The organism is Aquabacter albus (genome assembly GCF_040049275.1).
In the GTDB taxonomy this organism is placed as follows: domain Bacteria; phylum Pseudomonadota; class Alphaproteobacteria; order Rhizobiales; family Xanthobacteraceae; genus Aquabacter.
In genome coordinates, this window is sequence record NZ_JBDZDT010000001.1 from 479,316 (window position 1) to 500,127 (window position 20,812).

General features: G+C 68.0%; 13 protein-coding genes. 7 read left to right on the plus strand and 6 right to left on the minus strand.

Annotation, left to right across the window (positions count from 1 at the left end; translation table 11 throughout):
• Positions 1–189 precede the first annotated feature (189 nt).
• From ABLE91_RS01965 to ABLE91_RS01985, 5 genes are read left to right on the plus strand one after another with little or no spacing between them, the layout of a single operon-like run.
• Positions 190–2,994 carry a hybrid sensor histidine kinase/response regulator gene (locus ABLE91_RS01965; RefSeq protein ID WP_348927914.1) on the plus strand — a complete coding sequence of 935 codons (2,805 nt, stop codon included), beginning with the start codon at positions 190–192 and terminating at the stop codon, positions 2,992–2,994.
• Positions 2,991–3,464: a chemotaxis protein CheW gene (locus ABLE91_RS01970; protein ID WP_348927916.1), complete on the plus strand. Its 474-nt coding sequence runs from the start codon at positions 2,991–2,993 to the stop codon at positions 3,462–3,464. Before ABLE91_RS01965 ends, ABLE91_RS01970 begins: the two co-directional genes overlap by 4 nt.
• Positions 3,465–3,492: 28 nt before the next feature.
• A complete protein-coding gene (locus ABLE91_RS01975) occupies positions 3,493–3,873 on the plus strand; it encodes a response regulator (RefSeq protein ID WP_348927918.1) in 381 nt (126 codons plus the stop codon).
• Positions 3,870–5,051, plus strand: a complete 1,182-nt coding sequence (locus ABLE91_RS01980; RefSeq protein WP_348927920.1) for a protein-glutamate methylesterase/protein-glutamine glutaminase — start codon at positions 3,870–3,872, stop codon at positions 5,049–5,051. The genes ABLE91_RS01975 and ABLE91_RS01980 overlap by 4 nt, the downstream gene beginning before the upstream one ends.
• On the plus strand, positions 5,048–5,881 hold the full coding sequence (locus ABLE91_RS01985) for a CheR family methyltransferase (protein ID WP_348927922.1): 834 nt from the start codon (positions 5,048–5,050) through the stop codon (positions 5,879–5,881). The genes ABLE91_RS01980 and ABLE91_RS01985 overlap by 4 nt, the downstream gene beginning before the upstream one ends.
• A 45-nt stretch (positions 5,882–5,926) precedes the next feature.
• On the opposite strand, the gene ABLE91_RS01990 is transcribed toward ABLE91_RS01985, so the two are convergent.
• From ABLE91_RS01990 to ABLE91_RS02000, 3 genes are all read right to left on the minus strand, one after another.
• Entirely contained in the window at positions 5,927–7,996 is a 2,070-nt protein-coding gene (locus tag ABLE91_RS01990) for a GAF domain-containing protein (RefSeq protein WP_348927924.1), read from the minus strand.
• Between the two features lie 171 nt (positions 7,997–8,167).
• A complete protein-coding gene (locus ABLE91_RS01995; RefSeq protein WP_348927926.1) occupies positions 8,168–9,796 on the minus strand; it encodes a GMC family oxidoreductase in 1,629 nt (542 codons plus the stop codon).
• A 92-nt stretch (positions 9,797–9,888) separates the two neighbouring features.
• Complete coding sequence (locus ABLE91_RS02000) at positions 9,889–10,563, minus strand: GntR family transcriptional regulator (RefSeq protein ID WP_348927928.1); 675 nt, start codon at positions 10,561–10,563, stop codon at positions 9,889–9,891.
• Positions 10,564–10,792: 229 nt separating this feature from the next.
• Between ABLE91_RS02000 and ABLE91_RS02005 the strand changes: the two genes are divergently transcribed.
• Positions 10,793–12,163, plus strand: a complete 1,371-nt coding sequence (locus ABLE91_RS02005) for a malonyl-CoA decarboxylase (RefSeq protein ID WP_348927930.1) — start codon at positions 10,793–10,795, stop codon at positions 12,161–12,163.
• The gene (locus ABLE91_RS02010) at positions 12,160–13,686 is read left to right on the plus strand and encodes a malonate--CoA ligase (RefSeq protein WP_348927932.1); all 1,527 of its coding nucleotides are present in this window, start codon (positions 12,160–12,162) and stop codon (positions 13,684–13,686) included. The genes ABLE91_RS02005 and ABLE91_RS02010 overlap by 4 nt, the downstream gene beginning before the upstream one ends.
• Before the next feature lie 52 nt (positions 13,687–13,738).
• On the opposite strand, the gene ABLE91_RS02015 is transcribed toward ABLE91_RS02010, so the two are convergent.
• From ABLE91_RS02015 to ABLE91_RS02025, 3 genes are all read right to left on the minus strand, one after another.
• Positions 13,739–14,647, minus strand: coding sequence for a transglutaminase family protein (locus ABLE91_RS02015; protein ID WP_348927933.1), 909 nt, complete (start codon positions 14,645–14,647; stop codon positions 13,739–13,741).
• 5 nt (positions 14,648–14,652) lie between these two features.
• Complete coding sequence (locus ABLE91_RS02020; protein ID WP_348927935.1) at positions 14,653–17,148, minus strand: circularly permuted type 2 ATP-grasp protein; 2,496 nt, start codon at positions 17,146–17,148, stop codon at positions 14,653–14,655.
• A 323-nt stretch (positions 17,149–17,471) separates the two neighbouring features.
• Positions 17,472–20,807: a transglutaminase family protein gene (locus tag ABLE91_RS02025; protein ID WP_348927936.1), complete on the minus strand. Its 3,336-nt coding sequence runs from the start codon at positions 20,805–20,807 to the stop codon at positions 17,472–17,474.
• Positions 20,808–20,812: the final 5 nt, after the last annotated feature.

The following is a 20,812-nucleotide window of genomic DNA, read 5'->3' on the forward strand; positions in this document are numbered from 1 at the left end:
GAACGCCCGCCACGGCGGCGGGCTGAAGAGTTTGTTTGCGTCGCGGGGTGTCGTGAGCAGGACGCCATCCCGTCTTGAATGCCCTTTGGTTCCTGCACCGCCTGACCTGGCCCGCGTCGTTCGCACCGGGGTGAAGGACAGGAAGGCGGCGCGGGGACTGAACGTGGGTCGCACCGTTGGAGAAGAGCCATGGATGATCTGTTGCGTGAATTTCTGACGGAGACCAGCGAGAGCCTCGACGTGGCCGACGTTGAGCTCGTGAAGTTCGAGCGGGACCCCAACAACCGGGAGATCCTCAACAACATTTTCCGCCTGGTTCACACCATCAAGGGCACTTGCGGCTTCATCGGCCTGTCGCGCCTCGCGGCGCTCGCCCATGCCGCCGAGACCCTCATGGACAAGTTCCGCGAGGGCATCCCGGTGACGCCGGACGCGGTCAGCCTGGTGCTTGTCACCATCGACCGGGTGAAGCTCATCCTCACCGAGCTGGAGATCAGCGAAGGGATCGAGCCGGAAGGATCCGACGCCGACCTCATCGACGAGCTGCTCGCCATGGCCACCGACCCGCCCGCCGCGGCGGAGGTGGAAGAAGAGCTTCCTTCGGCATCGGTGGTGCAGATGGGCACCATCGTCCACCAGACCCTGGAGCGCGAGCTGCTGCCCGGCGAGGTGTCGCTCGACGAGCTGGAACGCCTCTTCCGCCAGACCGAGGTGGAGGTCGTGCCCCCCAAGGCGAAGGCATCGGCAAAGTCCCCCCCGCCCAAGGCTGCGGCGAAGGAGAAGCCCGCCGCAAAGGAGAAGGCCCCCGCCAAGGAAAAGGCTGCGGCGAAAGACAAGCCCATCGCCGTCGTGAAGACGGTGGCCGAGAACGAGCCCGCGACGGCCGCCAAGCGCGGAGATGACGAGAACGCCCCGGGCACGCCCATCGCCGCGCAGTCGATCCGCGTCAGCGTGGGCATGCTCGAACACCTGATGACCATGGTCTCCGAGCTGGTGCTTACCCGCAACCAACTCCTGGAGATCGCCCGGCGCAACGAGGACCACGACTACAAGGTCTCCCTCCAGCGCCTGTCCAACGTCACCGGCGAATTGCAGGATGCGATCATGCGCACCCGCATGCAGCCCATCGGCAATGCCTGGCAGAAGCTGCCGCGCATCGTCCGCGACCTCGCCCAGGAGCTGGGCAAGCAGGTCGATCTGCAGATGACCGGCAGCGAGACCGAGCTCGACCGCCAAGTGCTGGACCAGATCAAGGACCCGCTCACCCACATGGTGCGCAATTCGGCGGACCATGGCCTGGAATTCCCCGACGACCGCCGCCGCGCCGGCAAGCCGGAAAAGGGCGTGATCCGCCTGTCCGCCTATCACGAGGGCGGCTTCGTCATCGTCAAGATCTCCGACGACGGCAAGGGCCTCGACCTCGCCCGCATCAAGGCGAAGGCGCTGGAGAACGGCCTCGCCGACGAGGCCGAGCTGGCCAAGATGTCGGAAGGCCAGATCTTCCGCTTCATCTTCGCCGCCGGCTTCTCCACCGCGGCGAAGGTGACCAGCGTCTCGGGCCGCGGCGTCGGCATGGACGTGGTCCGCGCCAACATCGAGTCCATCGGCGGCACGGTGGACGTCCAGTCGAAGGCGGGGGTCGGCTCCACCTTCATCATCAAGATCCCGCTCACCCTCGCCATCATGCCGGCGCTCATCGTCGAGGTGTCGGGCGAGCGCTTCGCGATCCCGCAGAACACGGTGCTCGAGCTGGTGCGGATCCAGGCGGATTCCGAGCACGCGGTGCGGCGCCTCAACGACGCGCCGGTCCTGTGCCTGCGGAACCAGCTTCTGCCCATGCTCCATCTCGGCCGCCTGCTGGGTCTCGATGCCGGCAAGCCCGAAGGCTATGTGGACGAGGATTTCGAGAACCGGCTGATCGCCGTGATGGATGTGGGCAACGAGCGCTTCGGCATCGTGCTGGACAGCGTCTCCCACACCGAGGAAATCGTGGTGAAGCCCATGTCCTCGGTGCTGCGCCAGGTCTCCCTGGTGTCGGGGAGCACCATCCTCGGCGACGGCCATGTGATCATGATCGTCGATCCTAACGGGCTCGCCCAGGCGGTCGCGGCCGGCTCCGAGGCCTCGATGACGAGCACCATGGCCGATGCGGTCCAGCAGGACACCTCGGACGCCTTCATGTCCCTGCTGCTGTTCAGCGCCGGCTCGGACGACATCAAGGCGGTCCCGCTCTCGCTGGTCACGCGCCTCGAGGAGCTCGAGCGCGACACCATCGAGAAGGTGGATGGCCGCGCGGTCATCCAGTATCGCGGCAAGCTGATCCCCGTCATTCGGGCCGATGGTGAGCTCGCCGAGCGCGGGACGGGGACGCAGCCCATGCTGATCTTCTCCCACGACGCCCGCGTCATGGGGCTTGCGGTGGACAAGATCGTCGACATCGTGGAGAGCAGCCTCGACCTCCAGCTCTCCTCGTCCTCGCCTCACGTTCTGGGCGGCGCGATCATCGACGGGCGGGCGACCGAGATCCTCGACGTCGGCTACTTCCTCTCCATGGCCCTCGGCGAGGAGAACGAGCAGGAGCAGGAAGCCGGCGCCCAACCGCGCCTGCTGCTGGTGGACGACAGCCCGTTCTACCGCAACCTGATCCAGCCCGTGCTGCGGGGCCGGGGTTATTCGGTCACGGCCTGCGCCTCGGCGCAGGAGGCGCTGGAGCGTCTCACCTCCGACAGCCCCTACGATGCCATCATCAGCGATGTGGAGATGCCCGGCATGGACGGCTTCCGCTTCGCAGAGATGGTGCGCGGCGACCTCGGCCTGACGCATGTGCCCATCATCGCCATGGCGGGCTCCAATCCCGCGATCGCGATCCAGCGCGGCCGGGCGGCGGGCTTCACCGAATGCGTCTCGAAATTCGACCGTCCGGGCCTGATCTCGGCCCTGCAGGAGTTCACCGGTCAGGAGTTCACCGGCTCCGCTGAAGGAGAAGCGGCATGACCAAGTCTATCAGTGAGGCCGAGAAGACCACCGGCACCACGCAGTTCGTCACGGTGCGCATTGCCGGGCAGTTGTTCGGCGTGCCGATCGAGATCGTCCACGAGGTCTTCACGCCAGACCGCATCACCCACGTGCCGCTCTCCCCGCCCGAAATCGAGGGCGTGCTGAACCTGCGCGGGCGCATCGTGACCATGGTGAACATGCGCCGGCTCCTCGGCGTCCCGTCGAGCGGAACGGCGACCACCGCCGTGGGCATCGAGCGGTTCGGCGAGGCGTTCGGCCTCATCATCGACGCGGTCGGTGAGGTGCTGGTGCTGGAGGCCGCCAAGCGGGAGTCGAACCCGGCCAATCTCGATCCGCGCTGGGCGGAGCTGGTGACCGGCGTCCACCGCCTCACGGGCGAACTTATGCTGGTGCTCGACGTGGAGCGCGCCCTTGCGCGGCTCGGCGCGCGCCGGACGGCCGCGTGACGGCCGAACGCGAACACAGGAGACGGTAATGAAGACGGGGCTGGTGGTGGACGATTCCCGCGTGGTGCGCACGGTCGCGCGGCGCCTCCTGGAAGGGTGGTCATTTACGGTGACGGAGGCGCAGAACGGTGCGGAGGCGCTTGAGCGCTGCACCGAGGCGATGCCCGACGTGATCCTGCTCGACTGGAACATGCCGGTGGCGAATGGCGTCGATTTCCTGAAGGGGCTGAGGGCCAGCCCCGGCGGCGCGGCGCCGAAGGTGATCTTCTGCACGACGATGAATGATCTCGACCACATCACCGAGGCGCTGTCGCTCGGGGCGGACGAATACATCATGAAACCTTTCGATGCGGATATCCTGAAGGAAAAGCTGGAAGCCGTCGGCCTGCTTGAAGAGTATTCCGCATGACCACTCCCGCCGCTCTCGCCCAGGAAGCGCCGGAGGCGACGCACGCCATCAAGGTGATGGTGGTGGACGATTCCGTGATGGTGCGCGGCATCGTCGTGAAATGGCTCTCCGAAGAGAAGGGCATCAGCGTCGTCGCCACCCATTCCAACGGGCGTCTGGCGGCGGACGACATTCAGAAGACCCAGCCCGACGTGGTCATCCTCGACCTCGAAATGCCGGGCATGGACGGCCTCACCGCCCTCCCCCTGATCCTTGAGCGCAAGCCCGACATCGCGGTGCTCGTAGCGTCCGCGCTGACGCGGCGCGGCGCCGAAGTGAGCCTGAAGGCGCTCACGCTGGGCGCCGCCGACTATCTGCCGAAGCCCGATGCCGGCAAGGGCATCGGCGCCGCCGAGGAGTTCCGCCGCGAGCTCACCCTCAAAGTGCGCAGCCTTGGCCAGCGCCAGCGCAATCGCGCCCTGCCCCGCCCTCCCGTGGGCCAGCCTGCGCCGCAGCCCGCGGCCGGCAAGGCCGCGCCCGCACCGAGCGCCCCAGCCACGCCGGCACTGGCGCGGGCGAAGGCGGCGGAGAAACTCCGCTCCTATTCCTCGACCTCCCCCGGCATTGTCGCGATAGGCTCCTCCACGGGCGGGCCGCAGGCCCTGACGCAGCTCTTCACGGACATCGGGCCGGTATTGGGGAATGTCCCCGTCGTCATCGTCCAGCACATGCCGGCGACCTTCACCGCCATCCTTTCGGAGCACATCGCCCGCGCCGCCGGCCGCCCGGCCCGTGAAGGCACGGATGGGGAAGCGCTCAAGGCAGGGCACATCTATGTGGCGCCCGGCGGCTTCCACATGGTGCTCGAGAAGAGCGGCAAGGACGTGGTCATCCGCATCGATGACAGCCCGCCCGTCAATTTCTGCAAGCCGGCCGTCGACCCGCTCTTCCGCTCCGTGGCGGACATCTATGGCAGCGGCACCCTCGCCATGGTCCTCACCGGAATGGGTTCCGACGGGGCGAACGGCGCGCGCGCCATCAGCGCCGTCGGTGGCAGCGTCATCGCCCAGGACGAGGAAACGAGCGTGGTGTGGGGCATGCCCGGAGCCGTGGTGGCCGCCGGCGCGTGCGCGGACATCCTGCCAATCGGCGACATGGGACGGAAAGTGTCGCGGATCTTGACGGGGGGGCGGGCGTGATCTCGGCGAGCGACTACGATTTCCTGCGCAACTATCTCAAGGCGCGCTCCGGCCTCGTCCTCACCGACGACAAGCACTATCTGCTGGAAAGCCGGCTCGAGCCCGTGATGCGGCGCTTCGATCTCCCGGACATGGCCCGGCTGGCGCGGGCGCTGCGCGACACCAGCAAGCCGGGCCTTGCGGACGCGGTGGTCGAGGCCATGACCACCAATGAATCCCTGTTCTTCCGCGACCGCAAGCCGTTCGACATCCTCACCTCGGTGATGCTGCCGACCCTGGCGCGCAACCGCCGGCCCGGACTGCCGCTGCGCATCTGGTGCGCCGCGGCCTCCACCGGGCAGGAACCCTATTCCATCGCCATGACCCTGCGCGAGAACGCCCATCTCCTCGGGGGGCGGACCGTGGAGATCATCGGCACGGACCTCTCCAGCGATGTTCTCGACCGGGCCACGGCCGGGCTCTACAACCAGTTCGAAGTCCAGCGCGGGCTGCCGATCCAGCTCCTCCTGAAATACTTCACCAAGTCCGGAGACCAGTGGCAGATCGCGCCCGAGCTGCGCGCCATGGTGAAGTTCCGCCGCCTGAACCTGCTGGAGCCGTTCTCCATGCTCGGCATGTTCGACATCGTGTTCTGCCGCAACGTGCTCATCTATTTCGATGTGCCCACCAAGGAGAACGTGCTCGCGCGCATCGCCAAGAGCACGGCGAGCGACGGCTATCTCCTCCTGGGCGGCGCGGAAACGGTGATGGGGATCTCCGACGCCTTCGTGTCCGGCCCGCAGCCCGGCTTCTACGTGCCGAAGATGCGGGCCATGGAGGCGATGGCCTAGAGCGAGCGCGGGACTCAGGCGAAGACCGGCCGGGCCGCAGCTTCGTCAGAGCGCCGGTTCGCCGGGGGCGGCATGCAGGCTCCGGCTCTGCAGGGAATCAAGCGCCATAGAGATGTCGACGGCCACCTGCTTCACGATGACAAGTTCGCTCGGCGTGAAGAAACCGGGCGTCGCAGCGTGCAGCACCAGCACCGCCCTGACCTTGCCGCCATGATCCAGGGGCAAGGCCGCGCAAGAGCCATCGCCAGCGCGGGAGAAGCCACGCTCATTGTCGATCACGGGCCCCCTGCCGGCGAACACGTCGGCGGTCAGTCGATCGACGCCTCCCAGATCGGGCTTGGGCGTGGCGCCCATAAGCCGCGCCGATGCGACAGTGCGCAGGCCCCGATCCTCATCCCGGACGCGGACCTGCGCATACGCGAACTTCCCGTCCTCAATGGCGATCCGGCAGGCACCTTCGAACAGGGCGGCCTTGTTCTCGGCATAGGCGCTGAGCTCGCCGGCGCTTGCGAGCATGGTGTGCATGCGCGAAAGCCGCACGAGGCGCTCTTCCTGTGCGCGGCGGTCGATGAACTGGCCCACCTGTCCGCCGATGGCCCTGAACAGCAGGACGAGGTCCGGATCGGGCGGGCGCACATTCTCGCCGAAGAAGCCGAGCACGCCGGCGATGCGCCCCCGTGCCACCACCGGAAAGAACAGAGCTGACTTGACGCCGGCCGCACTGGCACTGGCGGAGCGCAGGAAGCCTGCCTCCTTCTCCACATCCGCGACCCAGACCGGCGCCTCGTCCCGCCAGACCTGCCCCGGCATTCCCTCTCCGCGAGAGAAGGTGGAGGCCTGCGTCTCGGCCATGAAGGCGTCGATCCCCTCGACCCCGGCATGCCATGTGGCCACGTGGCAGAGGCGGTCCTCGTCCCGGTTGATCTCCCACAATTCGCCGATGGCGAAGTCCGCCTTGGTGCAGATCGCTTTCAGCACCTCGGGCGCGGCTTCCTCGATGGTGGAGGTCTGCGCCAGCACGCGCGCCACCTCGCATTGCATCTCCGCGCGCCATTGGCTCATGGCGCGCTGCGCCACTTCCATTTCGAGCTGGCGCGAGCGCTGGGACAGTTCGCTCAACAGGCAATGGTTCTCGAAGATCCGCCCGAGATAGGAGGCGAAGATGGTGAGGAGGCGCTCATCGTCCGCGCTGAAGGCCTGGCCGCTGATCTTGCTGGTGGCGCACACCCACCCATACTGGCGCGTCGGCGACTTGACGGGCACCACCAGCATGGCCCCCACCGGCGGATAGGCCCAGGGCAGGCCCACATCATCGGCATCGCTGACGGGGCCAGCGCGCCGCACGGGGCCGGTGGCCGACAGGGGCACGGGATGCGGCGTGACGCTCGTGAGCCCCGCCTCCACCGCCTCAGCCGCCTCGTCCGACAAGCCGCTCACGGCGATATGCCCCGTGGGGGGCGTGCCGGCCTCCCACAGGCCGACGACGGCGTGGCGGGCCGCCACGAGATCGCGGGTCCAGCGGCAGAACGTCTTGACCATCTGCTCCGGCTCGCGCTCCGCCGCGATCTGGATGCACATTTCGATCAGCGCCATCAGGCGGCTGGTGGTCCATTCCAGCTCCTGGGTGGTCTGCACGAGCTTGCTGGAGACGAGGCGGAGATAAGTCTGGTCCACAGACTGGGCGGCCTCGCCCCCCTCCAATGACGCGCCGTCCGAACCTGCCAGCGCGTCCTCGACCACCCGCAGCACGTCCCCAGGCTCCGCCGGCTTGGTCAGGACATATTTGACCCCGCAGGCGCGGGCGAGATTCAGCGCTTCCCGCTCGTTGAAATGGGCCGTGTAGAAGACCACCGGCACTTCGGCCAGCAAGGGCTCGCGGCGCAGGCTCCGCACCAGTTCATACCCGTCGCCCGAGGGCATCAGGATGTCGGAAATGATGAGATCCGGGCGCTCGTCCCGCGCCATCTCAAGCGCGGACGACCCGTCCGACGCCTCGGCCAGGCGGTGCCCCCCGTGCTTCAGAAGGGTGACCAGAAATTCGCGGTTTGCCGCGTGGTCATCCACGATGAGGATCGTCGCCACCTTGTGCTCCGACTGGGCGGGGAGCGCGGACACTACCGCGCGTTTTTGTCTCGAACGCCTTTGCTCTTTCGGGATCGAGGCGTCTTCTTCAAGCTAGCGGGTCCGTCACGCGGCTCCATCCGTAGCGGAAGGCTGCACGGATCGTATCCAAGTTCAAGTCCACCACAAGAGGTATGCGGGTCGGCGCAGGCCGTGCGAGGCCGGTCAAGCGCGCTCATCCACAAGGATCATTCCGGCAGCCTTTTCAGCGATCATGATGGTGGGCGAATTGGTGTTTCCCGATGTGATGCTGGGCATGATCGAGGCATCGGCCACCCGAAGCCCCTCGATACCCATCACCCTCAGTCTTGTATCCACCACTGCAAGCGGGTCGGATTTAAGGCCCATCTTCGCGGTGCCCACAGGATGGAAGATGGTGGTGCCCAACTGCCCGGCCGCCAGAGCGAGCGCCGCGTCGTCATCATTGGGGACGGAGGGGCCGGGCAGCATCTCATCGGGGGCATAGGCGGCGAGCGCCGGCTGCGAGACGATGCGGCGGGCGACCCGGATGGACGAGGCCGCCACCAGCCGGTCCTCCTCGGTGGCGAGATAATTGGGGCGGATCTCCGGCGCGGAGGCCGGATCGGCAGTCTTCAGGCGGATGGTGCCGCGCGAAGTCGGGCGCAGATTGCACACGCTCATGGTGAAGGCCGGGAAGCGATGCAGCGGATCGCCGAACTTGTCGAGCGAAAGGGGCTGGACGTGGAATTCGAGGTCGGCGCGCTCCTTGTCGGGGCCGGACCGCGTGAAGATGCCGAGCTGCGAGGGCGCCATGGTGAGTGGCCCCTTCCGGAACAGCGCGTACTCGAGCCCCATGCCGGCCCGTCCCAGCAGGGAATGGTAACGCTCGTTCAGCGTGCCGATGCCCTGCACCTTGTAGATGAGGCGCAATTGCAGATGGTCCTGGAGGTTCGCGCCGACGCCGGGGGCGTCGAGCACCACGTCGATGCCCTGCGCCTTCAGGTGCTCTCCGGGGCCAATGCCCGAAAGCATCAGGAGCTGCGGCGAGCCGAGGGCACCCGCCGCCAGCACCACTTCGCGCCGGGCGGTGAGCGTGCGCGTCCCAGCCGCTGTGCGCAGGCGCACACCGGTGGCGCGCCGGCCTTCCAGCACCACCTTCTCCACATGGCCCGAGGTGATGAGGCTGAGGTTGCGCCGGTGGAGCACGGGTTTCAGGAAGCCGCGCGCCGCGCTCCAGCGCAAACCGCGCTTCTGGTTCACGTGGAAATAGCAGCTGCCTTCATTGTCGCCGGTGTTGAAGTCGTCGATGGGGCGGATGCCGTCCTCCGCCGCCGCGCGCCGCACGGCGTCCAGCAGGGGCCAGGTGATGCGGGGAAACTCCACATGCCATTCCCCGCCCGCGCCGTGGTGCGCGTTCGGCCCCAGGAAATGGTCCTCATGCTTCTTGAACAGCGGCAGGACATCGTCCCATCCCCAGCCCTCCAGGCCGAGCTGGCGCCAATGGTCGTAGTCCGCCGCCTGCCCGCGCATATAGATCATGGCGTTGATGGCGGAGGAGCCGCCCACCGTCTTGCCGCGCGGATAGGACAGCGCCCGCCCGTTGAGGCCGGGCTCGGGCTCGGTCTTGAAGCACCAGTCGGCACGGGGGCTGCCGATGGCGAAGAGATAGCCGACCGGGATGTGAAACCAGATCCAATTGTCGTTGCCGCCCGCTTCCACCACGGCGACCCGCACATTGGGGTCCGCCGAGAGGCGGTTGGCGAGCACGCACCCCGCCGAGCCTGCGCCGACGACCACATAGTCGTAGACGTCATCTCCCCCGGCCGACGCCATGGCGTTACCTCCGATTTTTATCGGGGCGGAATTTGGCGGCATAGTCCGGCAACTGCAAGTGCTGCGTTAGCTGTAAGCCAGCACCGCAACCCTTACCCTGCCTTTGCCGCATCCTCCGTCTCATCCTGGAGCGCGGTGAGCAGCGACATGAAGCGCTCCCCCTGCACCAGCACATGAGCCCGCAGATGCGTGGCCGCCTCTTCCCCGTCCCCTGCCACCAAGGCGGCAAGGATTGCCTCATGCTCCAGGAAGGAGGCATCCATGCGGCGCGGAACGCGGAGCTGAAGCCGGCGATAGGGCTGGAGGCGCAACTGGAAGCGCCGGGCTTCTTCGGCGAGCACCCGGTTGGCGGTGGCCGCATAGATGGCCTGATGAAACACCGCATTGGCCGGATAGTAAGCGGCCATGTCGCCGGCCTGGACGGCCTCGGCGCAGGCGGCGTGCGCGGCCTGGAGCGCGGCCTTGTCCTCCGGCGTCATGCGCCGGGCGGCAAGGCGCCCGCAGGCGGCCTCGATCTCGGCCATCAGCTCGAAGGATTCGATGAGCGCCCGCGGGCCGAGCAGCACCACGAACGCCCCGCGGCGCGGCCGGATTTCCACGAGCCCGGACGAGGCCAGCTGGATCAGCGCCTCGCGGATCGGCGTGCGGGAGACCTCGAAACGCTCGGCGAGCCCCACTTCGTCGAGGCGCTGGCCGGGCCGCAGCCGGCCCGAGACGATGTCGTCCTCCAGCGCTTCCCTCAGGCGCGGCGTCGCCTCTCCACGCATGCTCCGTCTCCTTAGCTCGCGCAGATTAGCATGCACGAAAATGCATGTGCGAAATTCTTGCATACATGATCGTTGACATTTTCCGGCGGTGGCGGCTTGATGGAGCGATCAAGGGAACGCTTATGTCGCATCCTCCGAAAGATCCATGCGCGACCTGCACGCGGGTGCTTGCCAAGCCCCGCACCGCCCTGTCCCATAAGGGGTGGGCGAACTTGGCGGAGCGGCGGGCATGACTTCCAACTCCAGCTTTTTCGGCGACCTCCTCACCACCATCGCCGAGCGCGGACGCGCGCTGCTCGATCGCAACAGCCGCGTCAACGGCGCCACCAAGGCGGCGACATTGGCCGACCGTTGCCAAGACCTGCTCTCGGGACGCGGCGAGGCATCGGGCGTGGCGCTGGCCACCGACATCCTCGACCGCTATGCCCGCATGAAGACCGGTGAGCGCATCGCCTTCTTCGAATTGCTGCAGGAGACGTTCGGCCCCGATTTGCCGCGCCTGGAAAAGGCCATAGCGGACTATGGCGCCACCGGCTCGGAAGCTGCGATCACCGAGGTTCACGCCGCCAGCGAGCCGCGCCGGCAGGAGCTGTTCCGCCGCTTCAACCTTGCCCACAACGCCACCTTGAGCCTGGTGCGCATGCGCGAGGACCTGATGGACGCCATGGTCCGCCGCCGCGACCTCGCGCCCGTGGACCGGGATTTCGGCCACCTCTTCTCGTCCTGGTTCAACCGGGGGTTCCTCGTGCTCCGCCGCATCGACTGGTCGACGCCCGCCAACGTGCTGGAGAAGATCATCCGCTACGAGGCGGTGCACGAGATCCAGGACTGGAACGACCTGCGCGCCCGTGTGGATTCACCGGACCGGCGCTGCTACGCTTTCTTCCACCCGGCCCTCGTGGACGAGCCGCTGATCTTCGTGGAAGTGGCCCTTACCAAGGAGACGGCGAGCGCCATCGCGCCCATCCTCGACCAATCGCGCGCCGTGATCGATCCGGGCACCGCGACCACTGCCGTCTTCTATTCAATTTCCAACTGCCAGCGCGGGCTGGGCGGGGTCTCCTTCGGGCATTTCCTCATCAAGCAGGTGGTGGAGGAGATTTCGCGGGAAATCCCGTCCCTCACCACCTTCGTCACGCTCTCCCCGGTGCCGACCTTCCGCAAATGGCTCGACGCGGAACGGGCGAGCGAGTCCTCCCCCGTCCTCACCGCTGCCGACCGGGAAACGCTGAAACTGATGGACGCGCCCGACTGGGCGGACCGGGCGGAAGCCAAGACGGAGCTGACGCCCGTCATCAACGCGCTTGCCGCCCATTTCTTCCTGGTGGCGAAGTCCACCAAGGGTCGCCCGCTCGACCCGGTGGCCCGCTTCCACCTGGGCAATGGTGCGCGGCTTGAGCGCATCAATCCCATGGGCGACCTCTCGCCCAAGGGCATCGCCCAGGCCGCCGGCCTGATGGTCAATTACCGCTACATCCTCCCCGACATCGAGAAGAACCACGAGGCTTTCGCCGGGAAGGCGGAGATCGTGGCGAGCCCGGTGGTGAAGAAACTCCTCCGCGGGGAAGCCAACTCGCGCGCTCTGGTATCGACGCAATGACAGACATGAACCATTTGTTCGCAGCCTTCAGGGCCGCCATGCCGTCCCTCGACACGCCTTTGGTCTACCACCCCGGCGGGGGCGAGGAGACCTATGGCGATGCGCTCGCCCTATCGGGCCGCCTCGCCCATCTCTTCATCGCGCGCGGCGTGAAGCCGGGCGACCGCATCGCGGTGCAGGTGGAGAAGTCCTGGACGGCCCTCGCCGTCTATCTCGCCGCGGTGCGCGCGGGCGCCGTCTACCTGCCGCTCAACACCGCCTACACCCTGGCCGAGCTCAGCTATTTCCTCTCGGACGCGGAACCGACGATCCTCATCTGCCGGCCGGAGGTCGAGGCGGACGTGCGCGCGCTCGCCTCATCGCTCAACGTGCCCTGCGTCGAGACGCTGGGCACCAACGGCACGGGTTCGCTGACGGTGGCGGCCGCGGGCTTCCCGGAAGATTTCACGGACGTAGCACGCGGGCCGGACGACCTCGGCGGCATCCTCTACACGTCAGGCACGACGGGCCGCGCCAAGGGCGCCATGCTCTCCCACGAGAACCTGCTCTCGAACGCCCGCACGCTGAAGGACTATTGGCGCTTCACAAGGGATGACGTGCTCATCCATGCGCTGCCCATCTTCCACACGCACGGCCTGTTCGTCGCCACCAACGTCATCCTTCTGGCCGGCGCGCGCATGATCTTCTGCCCGAAGTTCGATGCGAAGGAGGCCCTCTCCCTCATGCCCAAGGCCACCAGCCTCATGGGCGTGCCCACCTTCTACACCCGCCTCCTCGACCAGCCCGGCCTCACCCGCGAGGCGACGGCGCACATGCGCCTGTTCGTCTCCGGCTCCGCCCCGCTCCTCGCCGAGACCCATCGCGCCTTTTCCGAGCGCACGGGCCAGGCGATCCTGGAGCGCTACGGCATGACCGAGACCGGCATGAACACATCCAATCCCTATGACGGAGACCGGCGCGCCGGGACGGTGGGCTTCCCCCTCCCCGGCATCGATGTGCGCATCACCGATCCCGAGACCGGCAAGCTCCTCGCGGCCGACGAGATCGGCAGCATCGAGGTGAAGGGCCCCAACGTGTTCAGGGGCTATTGGCGCATGCCGGAGAAGACCGCCTCCGAATTCCATGACGGCTTCTTCATCACCGGCGACCTCGGCAAGATCGATCCCGACGGCTATGTGCACATCGTCGGCCGGGGCAAGGATCTCGTCATCACCGGCGGCTTCAACGTCTATCCCAAGGAAGTGGAAGGCGAGATCGACGCCCTCCCCGGCGTGATGGAGAGCGCGGTCATCGGCGTGCCCCACAAGGATTTCGGCGAGGGCGTCACCGCTGTTGTGGTGAGGACCAAGGGCGCCGCACTCACCGAGGCCGAAGTGCATGCGGCGCTGGAGAAGCGCCTCGCCCGCTTCAAGCTGCCCAAGCGCGTGTTCTTCGTGGACGAGCTGCCCCGAAACACCATGGGCAAGGTGCAGAAGAACGTTCTGCGCGAGACCTACAAGGACATCTACCGCAGCGTTGCGTGAGGGGTGGGGCTAAGTCCCCTCCCCCGCAAGGGGGAGGGAGATCCCAGAAGAGCTACGACGCCGGCGCCTCGGCCTGGGGGCGCTCCACGGGAATGACATCCACCCCCACCGCCAGCTGGTGGTCCCCCGAGGCGACGATGACCCCGTCCACCGGCGAGACGTCCGCATAGTCGCGGCCGATGGCGAGGATGATGTGGTCCTCCCCGGCCGGGATGGCGTTGGTGGGGTCGAGGCCGATCCAGCCAATGTCCGGCCCGCACCACACCTCGACCCAGGCATGGGTGGCGTCCGCGCCGGAGAGACGCTCCTGGCCCGGCGGGGGGACAGTGCGCAGATAGCCCGAGACGTAGCGCGCCGGTAGGCCGAGGCCGCGCAGGCCGGCAATCATCACCTGGGCGAAGTCCTGGCACACCCCCGTCTTGGCAGCGAACGCCTCGGAGGGGAGCGTCGTCACGTCGGTGGCGCCGGGCTGGTAGGTGAAGCCCTCCTTGATCCGGTGCATCACCTCCATGGCGGCCGCGAGGATCGGGCGGTCCTCGGGACAGCTTTCCGCCGTCCAGTCGGTGATGACAGGGTCGAGCGGCACCCCGCGGGTGGGAAACAGGCCGTGGACCGGAGAGGCGGGGCTGAGGTCGGTGGAGGCGAAGGCCAGCGCGCGCACCACATCCACCACGGGCGTCGTCATGGGGTCCGGCAGCGGCACCTGATGCACCTCGATGCGGGCCCGCATGGTGATGCCGAGGGTCTCGTGGGCGGCCTCGAAGGTCACGTAGCAGATGGCGTTGCCGAAGAAGTCCACCCCATGCTCGATCTCGCTCGGCTCCGGCTTGGTGTCCAGAAGGTGGGCGATGACGTGCTGGTGGCTGCCGCGGTCCACCGGCGTCATGCGCATCACCTGCCGCGCCGCGCGCACGGGGGCGCCATAGGTATAGGTGGTGGTCTGGCGGATGTCGTAGAGCATGCCCGCTATGCCTGCCAGTTGTCGGTGGCCGCTTCCTGGATGAAATAGTGCGATGAGATCTCGTCCGAGAGCAGCATGAGATCGCCTTCCAGCGCCTCGAAATCGCTGAGGTCGAAGCTGTCGGCGCTGGAGGCGGTGAGGTCCGCCTGCATGCGGGCGACCAGGCGTTCGGCGAAGGGCGGCGGCTCGTCCGGGTCCCGGCCGGGCAGCACCTTTAGGTGCGTCGCCATGCGCCCCACCTGGAAGGCGAAGGAGCGCGGATTGTCGGGGTCCAGCAGCACGAGGTCCAGCACCGGCCCGCGCGCCTCCATCATCACATAGCGGCTGCGATAGGTGATCTGGCTGTCGGCGAGCTGGAGCAGCACGTCCAGCGCGCCGCGCGGGGCGCCGGGCTCGGCGAAGGTGCGCACGAAGCGCATCAGCGCGATGGAGCGCTCGATGCGCCGGCCCATCTCCAGGAAGCGCCAGCCGGTGAGGCGGTTCATGTTCTCGCTGGCAAGGCCCGAGAAGGCGGCGACGATGCGCAGCGCGGCGTCCGCCCGCTCATGGGCATCGGCCTCCGAGGGGGAGGCCGGAACCGGCGCATCGACGCAGGCTTCGAGGTCCACCAGCGCACGCCACGCATCGGGCGAGAAACGGTCGCGGATCACCGAGGCCGAGGCGCGGGCGCTCTTCACCAGCTGCGGCAGCGCGCCGGGGAGATCGCGGTTGGTGAGCGCGGCGACCGCATAGCGCCCGGGGCTCGCGCGGGCGAGATCGCGCGGCATGGCCCCCCAAGTGGAGAGGAGTGAGAGCAGCCGCGTCACCAGCGGGCTCGACGACGGCTCCATCTCGGCGAGCCGTCCCACCAGCGCCCGCACGAGGCGCAGCGTCGCCTCGGCCCGCTCCACGTAACGCCCGAGCCAAAACAGATTGTCCGCCGAACGGCTGGGCAGCGTGCCGGAGGAGCGGCGCACCCGCACATTGTCCGGGCTCGGCAGGAGCGTGGTGGTGGGGACGTCGCTGTCCGCCAGCACCCACACGTCCGCCGAACGGTCGCCCCGCTGGATGGAGAAGGCGCGGGCGTCCAGGCTCTCGGCGATGCGGCAGAAGCCGCCGGGCATGACGCTCCAGCCCTCCTCCGTCGCCGCGAGGAAGACGCGGAGCGAGAACGGACGCGGCACGAGCTTGTCGCCGGTCCAGACCGGCATGGTGGAGAGGCGGGCCACATCCTGGCCCACGAGGTCCGCGCCGCGCCGCGCGAGGAGGGCCGCGAGCTTGCGTTGCTCGGCCGGGCCGAGGTCCGCGCCGAGCAGCGAGCCCTTCAGCCTCAGGCCCGGCACGGTGCTGCCGAAGGCGGGGGCGATCACCAGGGATTCCAGGTTCTCCATCACCTGGGCGCGCTCCGCTTCCTGCCCGCACCACCATGTGCCCACATGCGGCAGCGAGAGGTTCTGGCCGAGCATGTGGGTGGCGAGGCGCGGCAGGAAGGCCATGAGCGCGGGCGCCTCCACAAGCCCCGAACCCAAGGCATTGGCCAGCACCGCGCCGCCCGAGCGCACCGCCTGGACGAGACCGGGCACGCCAAGGCGCGAGCGGGCGTTCAGCTCAAGCGGGTCGGCGAAGTCGGAATCCAGGCGGCGCAGCACCACGTCGAGCCGCCGCAGGCCCGCCACCGTGCGCACGAACAACGCATCGCCGCGCACGGTCAGGTCCTCGCCCTCCACCAGGAGGAAGCCGAGATAGCGCGCGAGCAAAGCATGCTCGAAATAGGTCTCGTTCAGCGGGCCGGGGGTCAGGAGGCCGATGCGCCCCTCGCCCGTCCGGTCGAGCTTGATGAGGGAGGTGCGGAACGCCTGGAAGAAGCCGGCGAGCCGCTCCATGCGCATGTCGCGGGAGACGTCCGGTAGGGCGCGGCTCAGCGCCAGGCGGTTCTCCAGCGCATAGCCGGTGCCGGATGGCGCCTGCGTGCGGTCGGAGAGCACCCACCAGCGCCCGTCCGGCCCGCGCCCCACATCGGCCGCATAGAAGCGCAGGAACCGCCCGCCGCGCGGGGTCGCACCCACCAGCGGGCGCAGGAATTCCGGACTGCCGGCCACGGCGGCGGCAGGCAGTGCGCCGTTCTTCACGAGGTTGGCAGGGCCGTAGAGGTCGGCGAGCAGCCGGTCCAGCAGCTCGGCGCGCTCGGCGAGGCCCGCGGAGAGCACGGCCCAGTCGGCCTTGTCGATGAGGAGGGGAATATGGCTCAGCGCCCAGGGCCGCTCCCCCCCGCCGGCATCGTCATAGACGCGGTAGAAGACGCCCGAATCCTTCAGGTAGCGGTCGGCAGCGCCGAAGCGGCGGCGCAGCTCCTCGGGGCCGATCTCGGCGAGGGCGGCGAGGAAGGGCACCCAATGGGGGCGCGGATGCCCATCGGCATCCATCATCTCGTCTCGGATGCCGGGCAGTGTCGCATAGCCGCCGATGACGCTCGCCACGGCTGCTTCCTGGAATGCCTCGCTGCGCTGCTCCGCCCCGGACACGCTCGGCCTTTCTGTTGTGGTGGCACGTCCCCACCTCGGGCGCGCGATCCCCGCGCGGCCCGCCGCCGCTGCACTGCATTAGAGCCGTGAACGCGCCGAAGGGGAAGCGACTTTTTCCAATGCTAAACAGCGCAAACCGTTGAACGGCTGTGCTTTCGGGGCGGCTTATAAGCCTTTGGAGCGCAGTACAGGGCTAATCCCGAAGGGCACCGTCATGCCCGGGCTTGACCCGGGCATCCACGTGTTTTCGTCGGCCTTGCACTTGCAGAGCGACGTGGATGGCCGGGTCAAGCCCGCCCATGACGGCTCCTTATGAAGAACTCTCACACCCCCACGGGCCGCCTGAGGTCCAGCGTGGTGGGGAACTCGTCCGGCGCCGTCTCGGCGGGCACGTAAGGCACGCCGGGCGTGTGGCCATGGGACTGGAAGCGGGCGAGGCGCCGCGCCTCGGCCTCGTAGGAATTCACCGGATAGGCCTCGTAATTGCGGCCCGCCGGATGCGCCACATGATAGACGCAGCCGCCCCGTGAGCGCCCGCTCCAGGTATCGATAAGGTCGAAGGTGAGCGGGGTATGGACGGGGATGGTGGGGTGCAGGCCGTTGGGCGGCTGCCACGCCTTGTAGCGCACCCCGCCGACGAAGGTGCCGTTCCGTCCCGTCGCCGTCATGGGCACGCGGCGGCCGTTGCAGGTGACCACGTAGCGGGCGGGATTGAAGCCCTCCACCTTCACCTGCAGGCGCTCCACCGAGGAATCCACATAGCGGACCGTGCCGCCGATGGCGCCCTCTTCGCCCAGCACGTGCCAGGGCTCCAGCGCACCGCGCAGCTCCATCTCGACGCCCGCTCGCTGCACCTTGCCGTAGGCGGGGAAGCGGAATTCATACTGCGCCTTGAACCAGAGCGGATCGAAGGCGTAGCCGGCCTCGGCGAGGTCGGCGAGCACGTCCTCGAAGTCCGACCACACATAATGGGCCAGCATGAAGCGGTCGTTGAGCGACGTGCCCCAGCGCACGCAGCCGCCCTGGAGCGGCTTGCGCCACAGCATGGCGATGAGCGCCCGCAGGAGGAGCTGCTGGGCGAGGCTCATGCGCCAGTCCGGCGGCATCTCGAAGCAGCGGAATTCCACGAGGCCGAGCCGGCCGGTGGGACCATCGGGCGAATAGAGCTTGTCGATGGAGATCTCGGTGCGGTGCGTGTTGCCCGTCACGTCGATGAGGATGTTGCGCAGCAGGCGGTCCACCAGCCAGGGCGGCGGCGGCAGGTCGGTGCCCGGCGCCGAGATCTTGGCGAGCGCGATCTCCAATTCGTAGAGGCTGTCGTGGCGCGCCTCGTCGATGCGCGGATGCTGCGAGGTGGGGCCGATGAACAGGCCCGAGAAGAGATAGGACAGCGAGGGGTGGCGCTGCCAATAAAGGATCAGGCTCTTCAGGAGATCCGGGCGGCGCAGGAATGGGCTGTCGGCCGGGGTGATGCCGCCCACCACCACATGGTTGCCGCCGCCGGTGCCGGAATGGCGCCCGTCCAGCTGGAATTTCTCGGTGCCGAGGCGGGCGAGCCGCGCTTCCTCATAAAGGATGCGGGTGGTGTCCACGCAGCCGCGCCACGTGGCGGAGGGGTGGACATTGACCTCGAGCACGCCGGGGTCGGCGGCGACGCGGATGACATCGAGGCGCGGATCGAAGGGCGGCGGATAGCCCTCCAGATGCACCGGCATGCGCAGCTCCGCCGCCACCGCCTCGATGGCGGTGATGATCTCGAGATAATCCTCGAGCCTTTCCAGCGGCGGCAGGAACACGCAGAGGCGGCCGTCGCGCGGCTCGATGGCGAGCGCCGTGCGGACATAGAAGGGGCCGACCGGCGGGGAGTGGGACAGATACTCCTCGACGATGCCCCGGGCCTTCTCCGCCGCCGGGACGAGGCCGCTTTCGCCGTCGCGGCGATAGGCCTGCGCCATGCTGTCCGGATCGGGCAGAGGCGCGCGCGGGTCCAGGGGGTCGGCCGGGATGGTGTGGGGATAGATGGTGGGCGGCAGGAAGGGCAGCGAATCCAGCGGGATGCGGAAGCCGATGGGGCTGTCGCCTGGCACCAGGAAGAGATGGTCGCGCCGGAACTTCCACACTTCCGAGAGCCAGCCGCCGCCGGCGGCGGCATTCAGGCGCTGGATCGGGATGATGAAGCCGCGTGGGGTGCCGAGACCGTCCGCAAACGCATTGGCCATGGCCTTGCGGGCGACCGGGTCCTTGATGCGCGGGTCGCCGGGCTCCAGATTCTCCGGAAGGTTCGCCTCCTTCATGAGGAAGTGGGCGACATCCTCATAGGCCGGCCGCACATATTGCGGGCCGAGGCCGAGGCGCTCGCCCAGCAGCCGCGCGAAGCGCTCCGCATCGGCGGGCCCGACGCCGTAATTCTTCGTCTCGAGGGCGATCAGGCTGTCATCGCGCCAGACGATCCTGCCGTCCTTCCGCCAGAACAGGCCGAAGGACCAGCGCGGCAGGTCCTCGCCGGGATACCATTTGCCCTGGCCATAATGCATCAGGCCGCCGGGCGCGAAGCGCTTGCGCAGCCGGCGGATCAGGTCATCCGCCCGCGTCCGCTTCATGGGGCCGTGCGCGGCCGTGTTCCATTCGGCCGCTTCGTAATCGTCGATGGAGATGAAGGTGGGCTCGCCGCCCATGGTCAGGCGCACGTCGTGGGCAAGGAGATCCTCGTCCACCTTCTCGCCGAGCGTGTCGAGGGCGGCCCAGCTCTCATCCGAGAACGGCAGCGTCACCCGCGGCGCCTCGGCGACGCGGGTGACCTTCATCTCGAAGTCAAACTCCACCTCCGCTGGCTCCACCTGCCCCTCGATGGGCGCGGCGGAGCCGTAATGGGGGGTGGCCGCCAGCGGGATATGGCCCTCGCCGCAGAGCAGGCCGGACGTGGCATCAAGGCCGATCCAGCCGGCGCCGGGCAGATAGACCTCGGCCCAGGCATGGAGATCGGTGAAGTCCACGTCCGTGCCCGACGGGCCATCCAAGGACTTCACGTCGGGTCGGAGCTGGATCAGGTAGCCGGACACGAAACGCGCGGCGAGGCCGAGGCGGCGCAGCACCTGCACCAGCAGCCAGCCGGAATCGCGGCACGAGCCGAGCTTCGCCTTCAGCGTCTCGTCCGGCGTCTGGACGCCCGGCTCCATGCGGATGACATAGCCGACCGCGCCCTGGATGGCCTGGTTCAGCTCCACCAGGAAATCCACGGTGCGACGCTTCTTCAGGGAGACGCCGGCGACGAAGGCGTCGAGCAGTGGCCCGCCGTCCTCCAGCTCCAGATAGGGGGTGAGCTCGGCCTTCAGTTCGTCGGTATAGGCGAAGGGGAAGTGCTCGCCATAATCCTCGATGAAGAAATCGAAGGGATTGGTGACGGCGAGGCTGGCGAGCAGGTCCACCTCGACCTTGAATTCCTTGGTGCGCTCGGGAAACACGAGCCGCGCCTGCCAATTGCCGAACGGGTCCTGCTGCCAGTTGATGAAGTGCTGGGCCGGCGTGACCTTCAGCGCATAGGCCGGGATCTCGGTCCGGCAATGGGGCGCGGGGCGCAGCCGGATGATCTGCGGCCCCAGCGCCACCGGCCGGTCATAAGTGTAGCTGGTGACGTGGTGCAGATTCGCGAGAATGGGCATGGCAG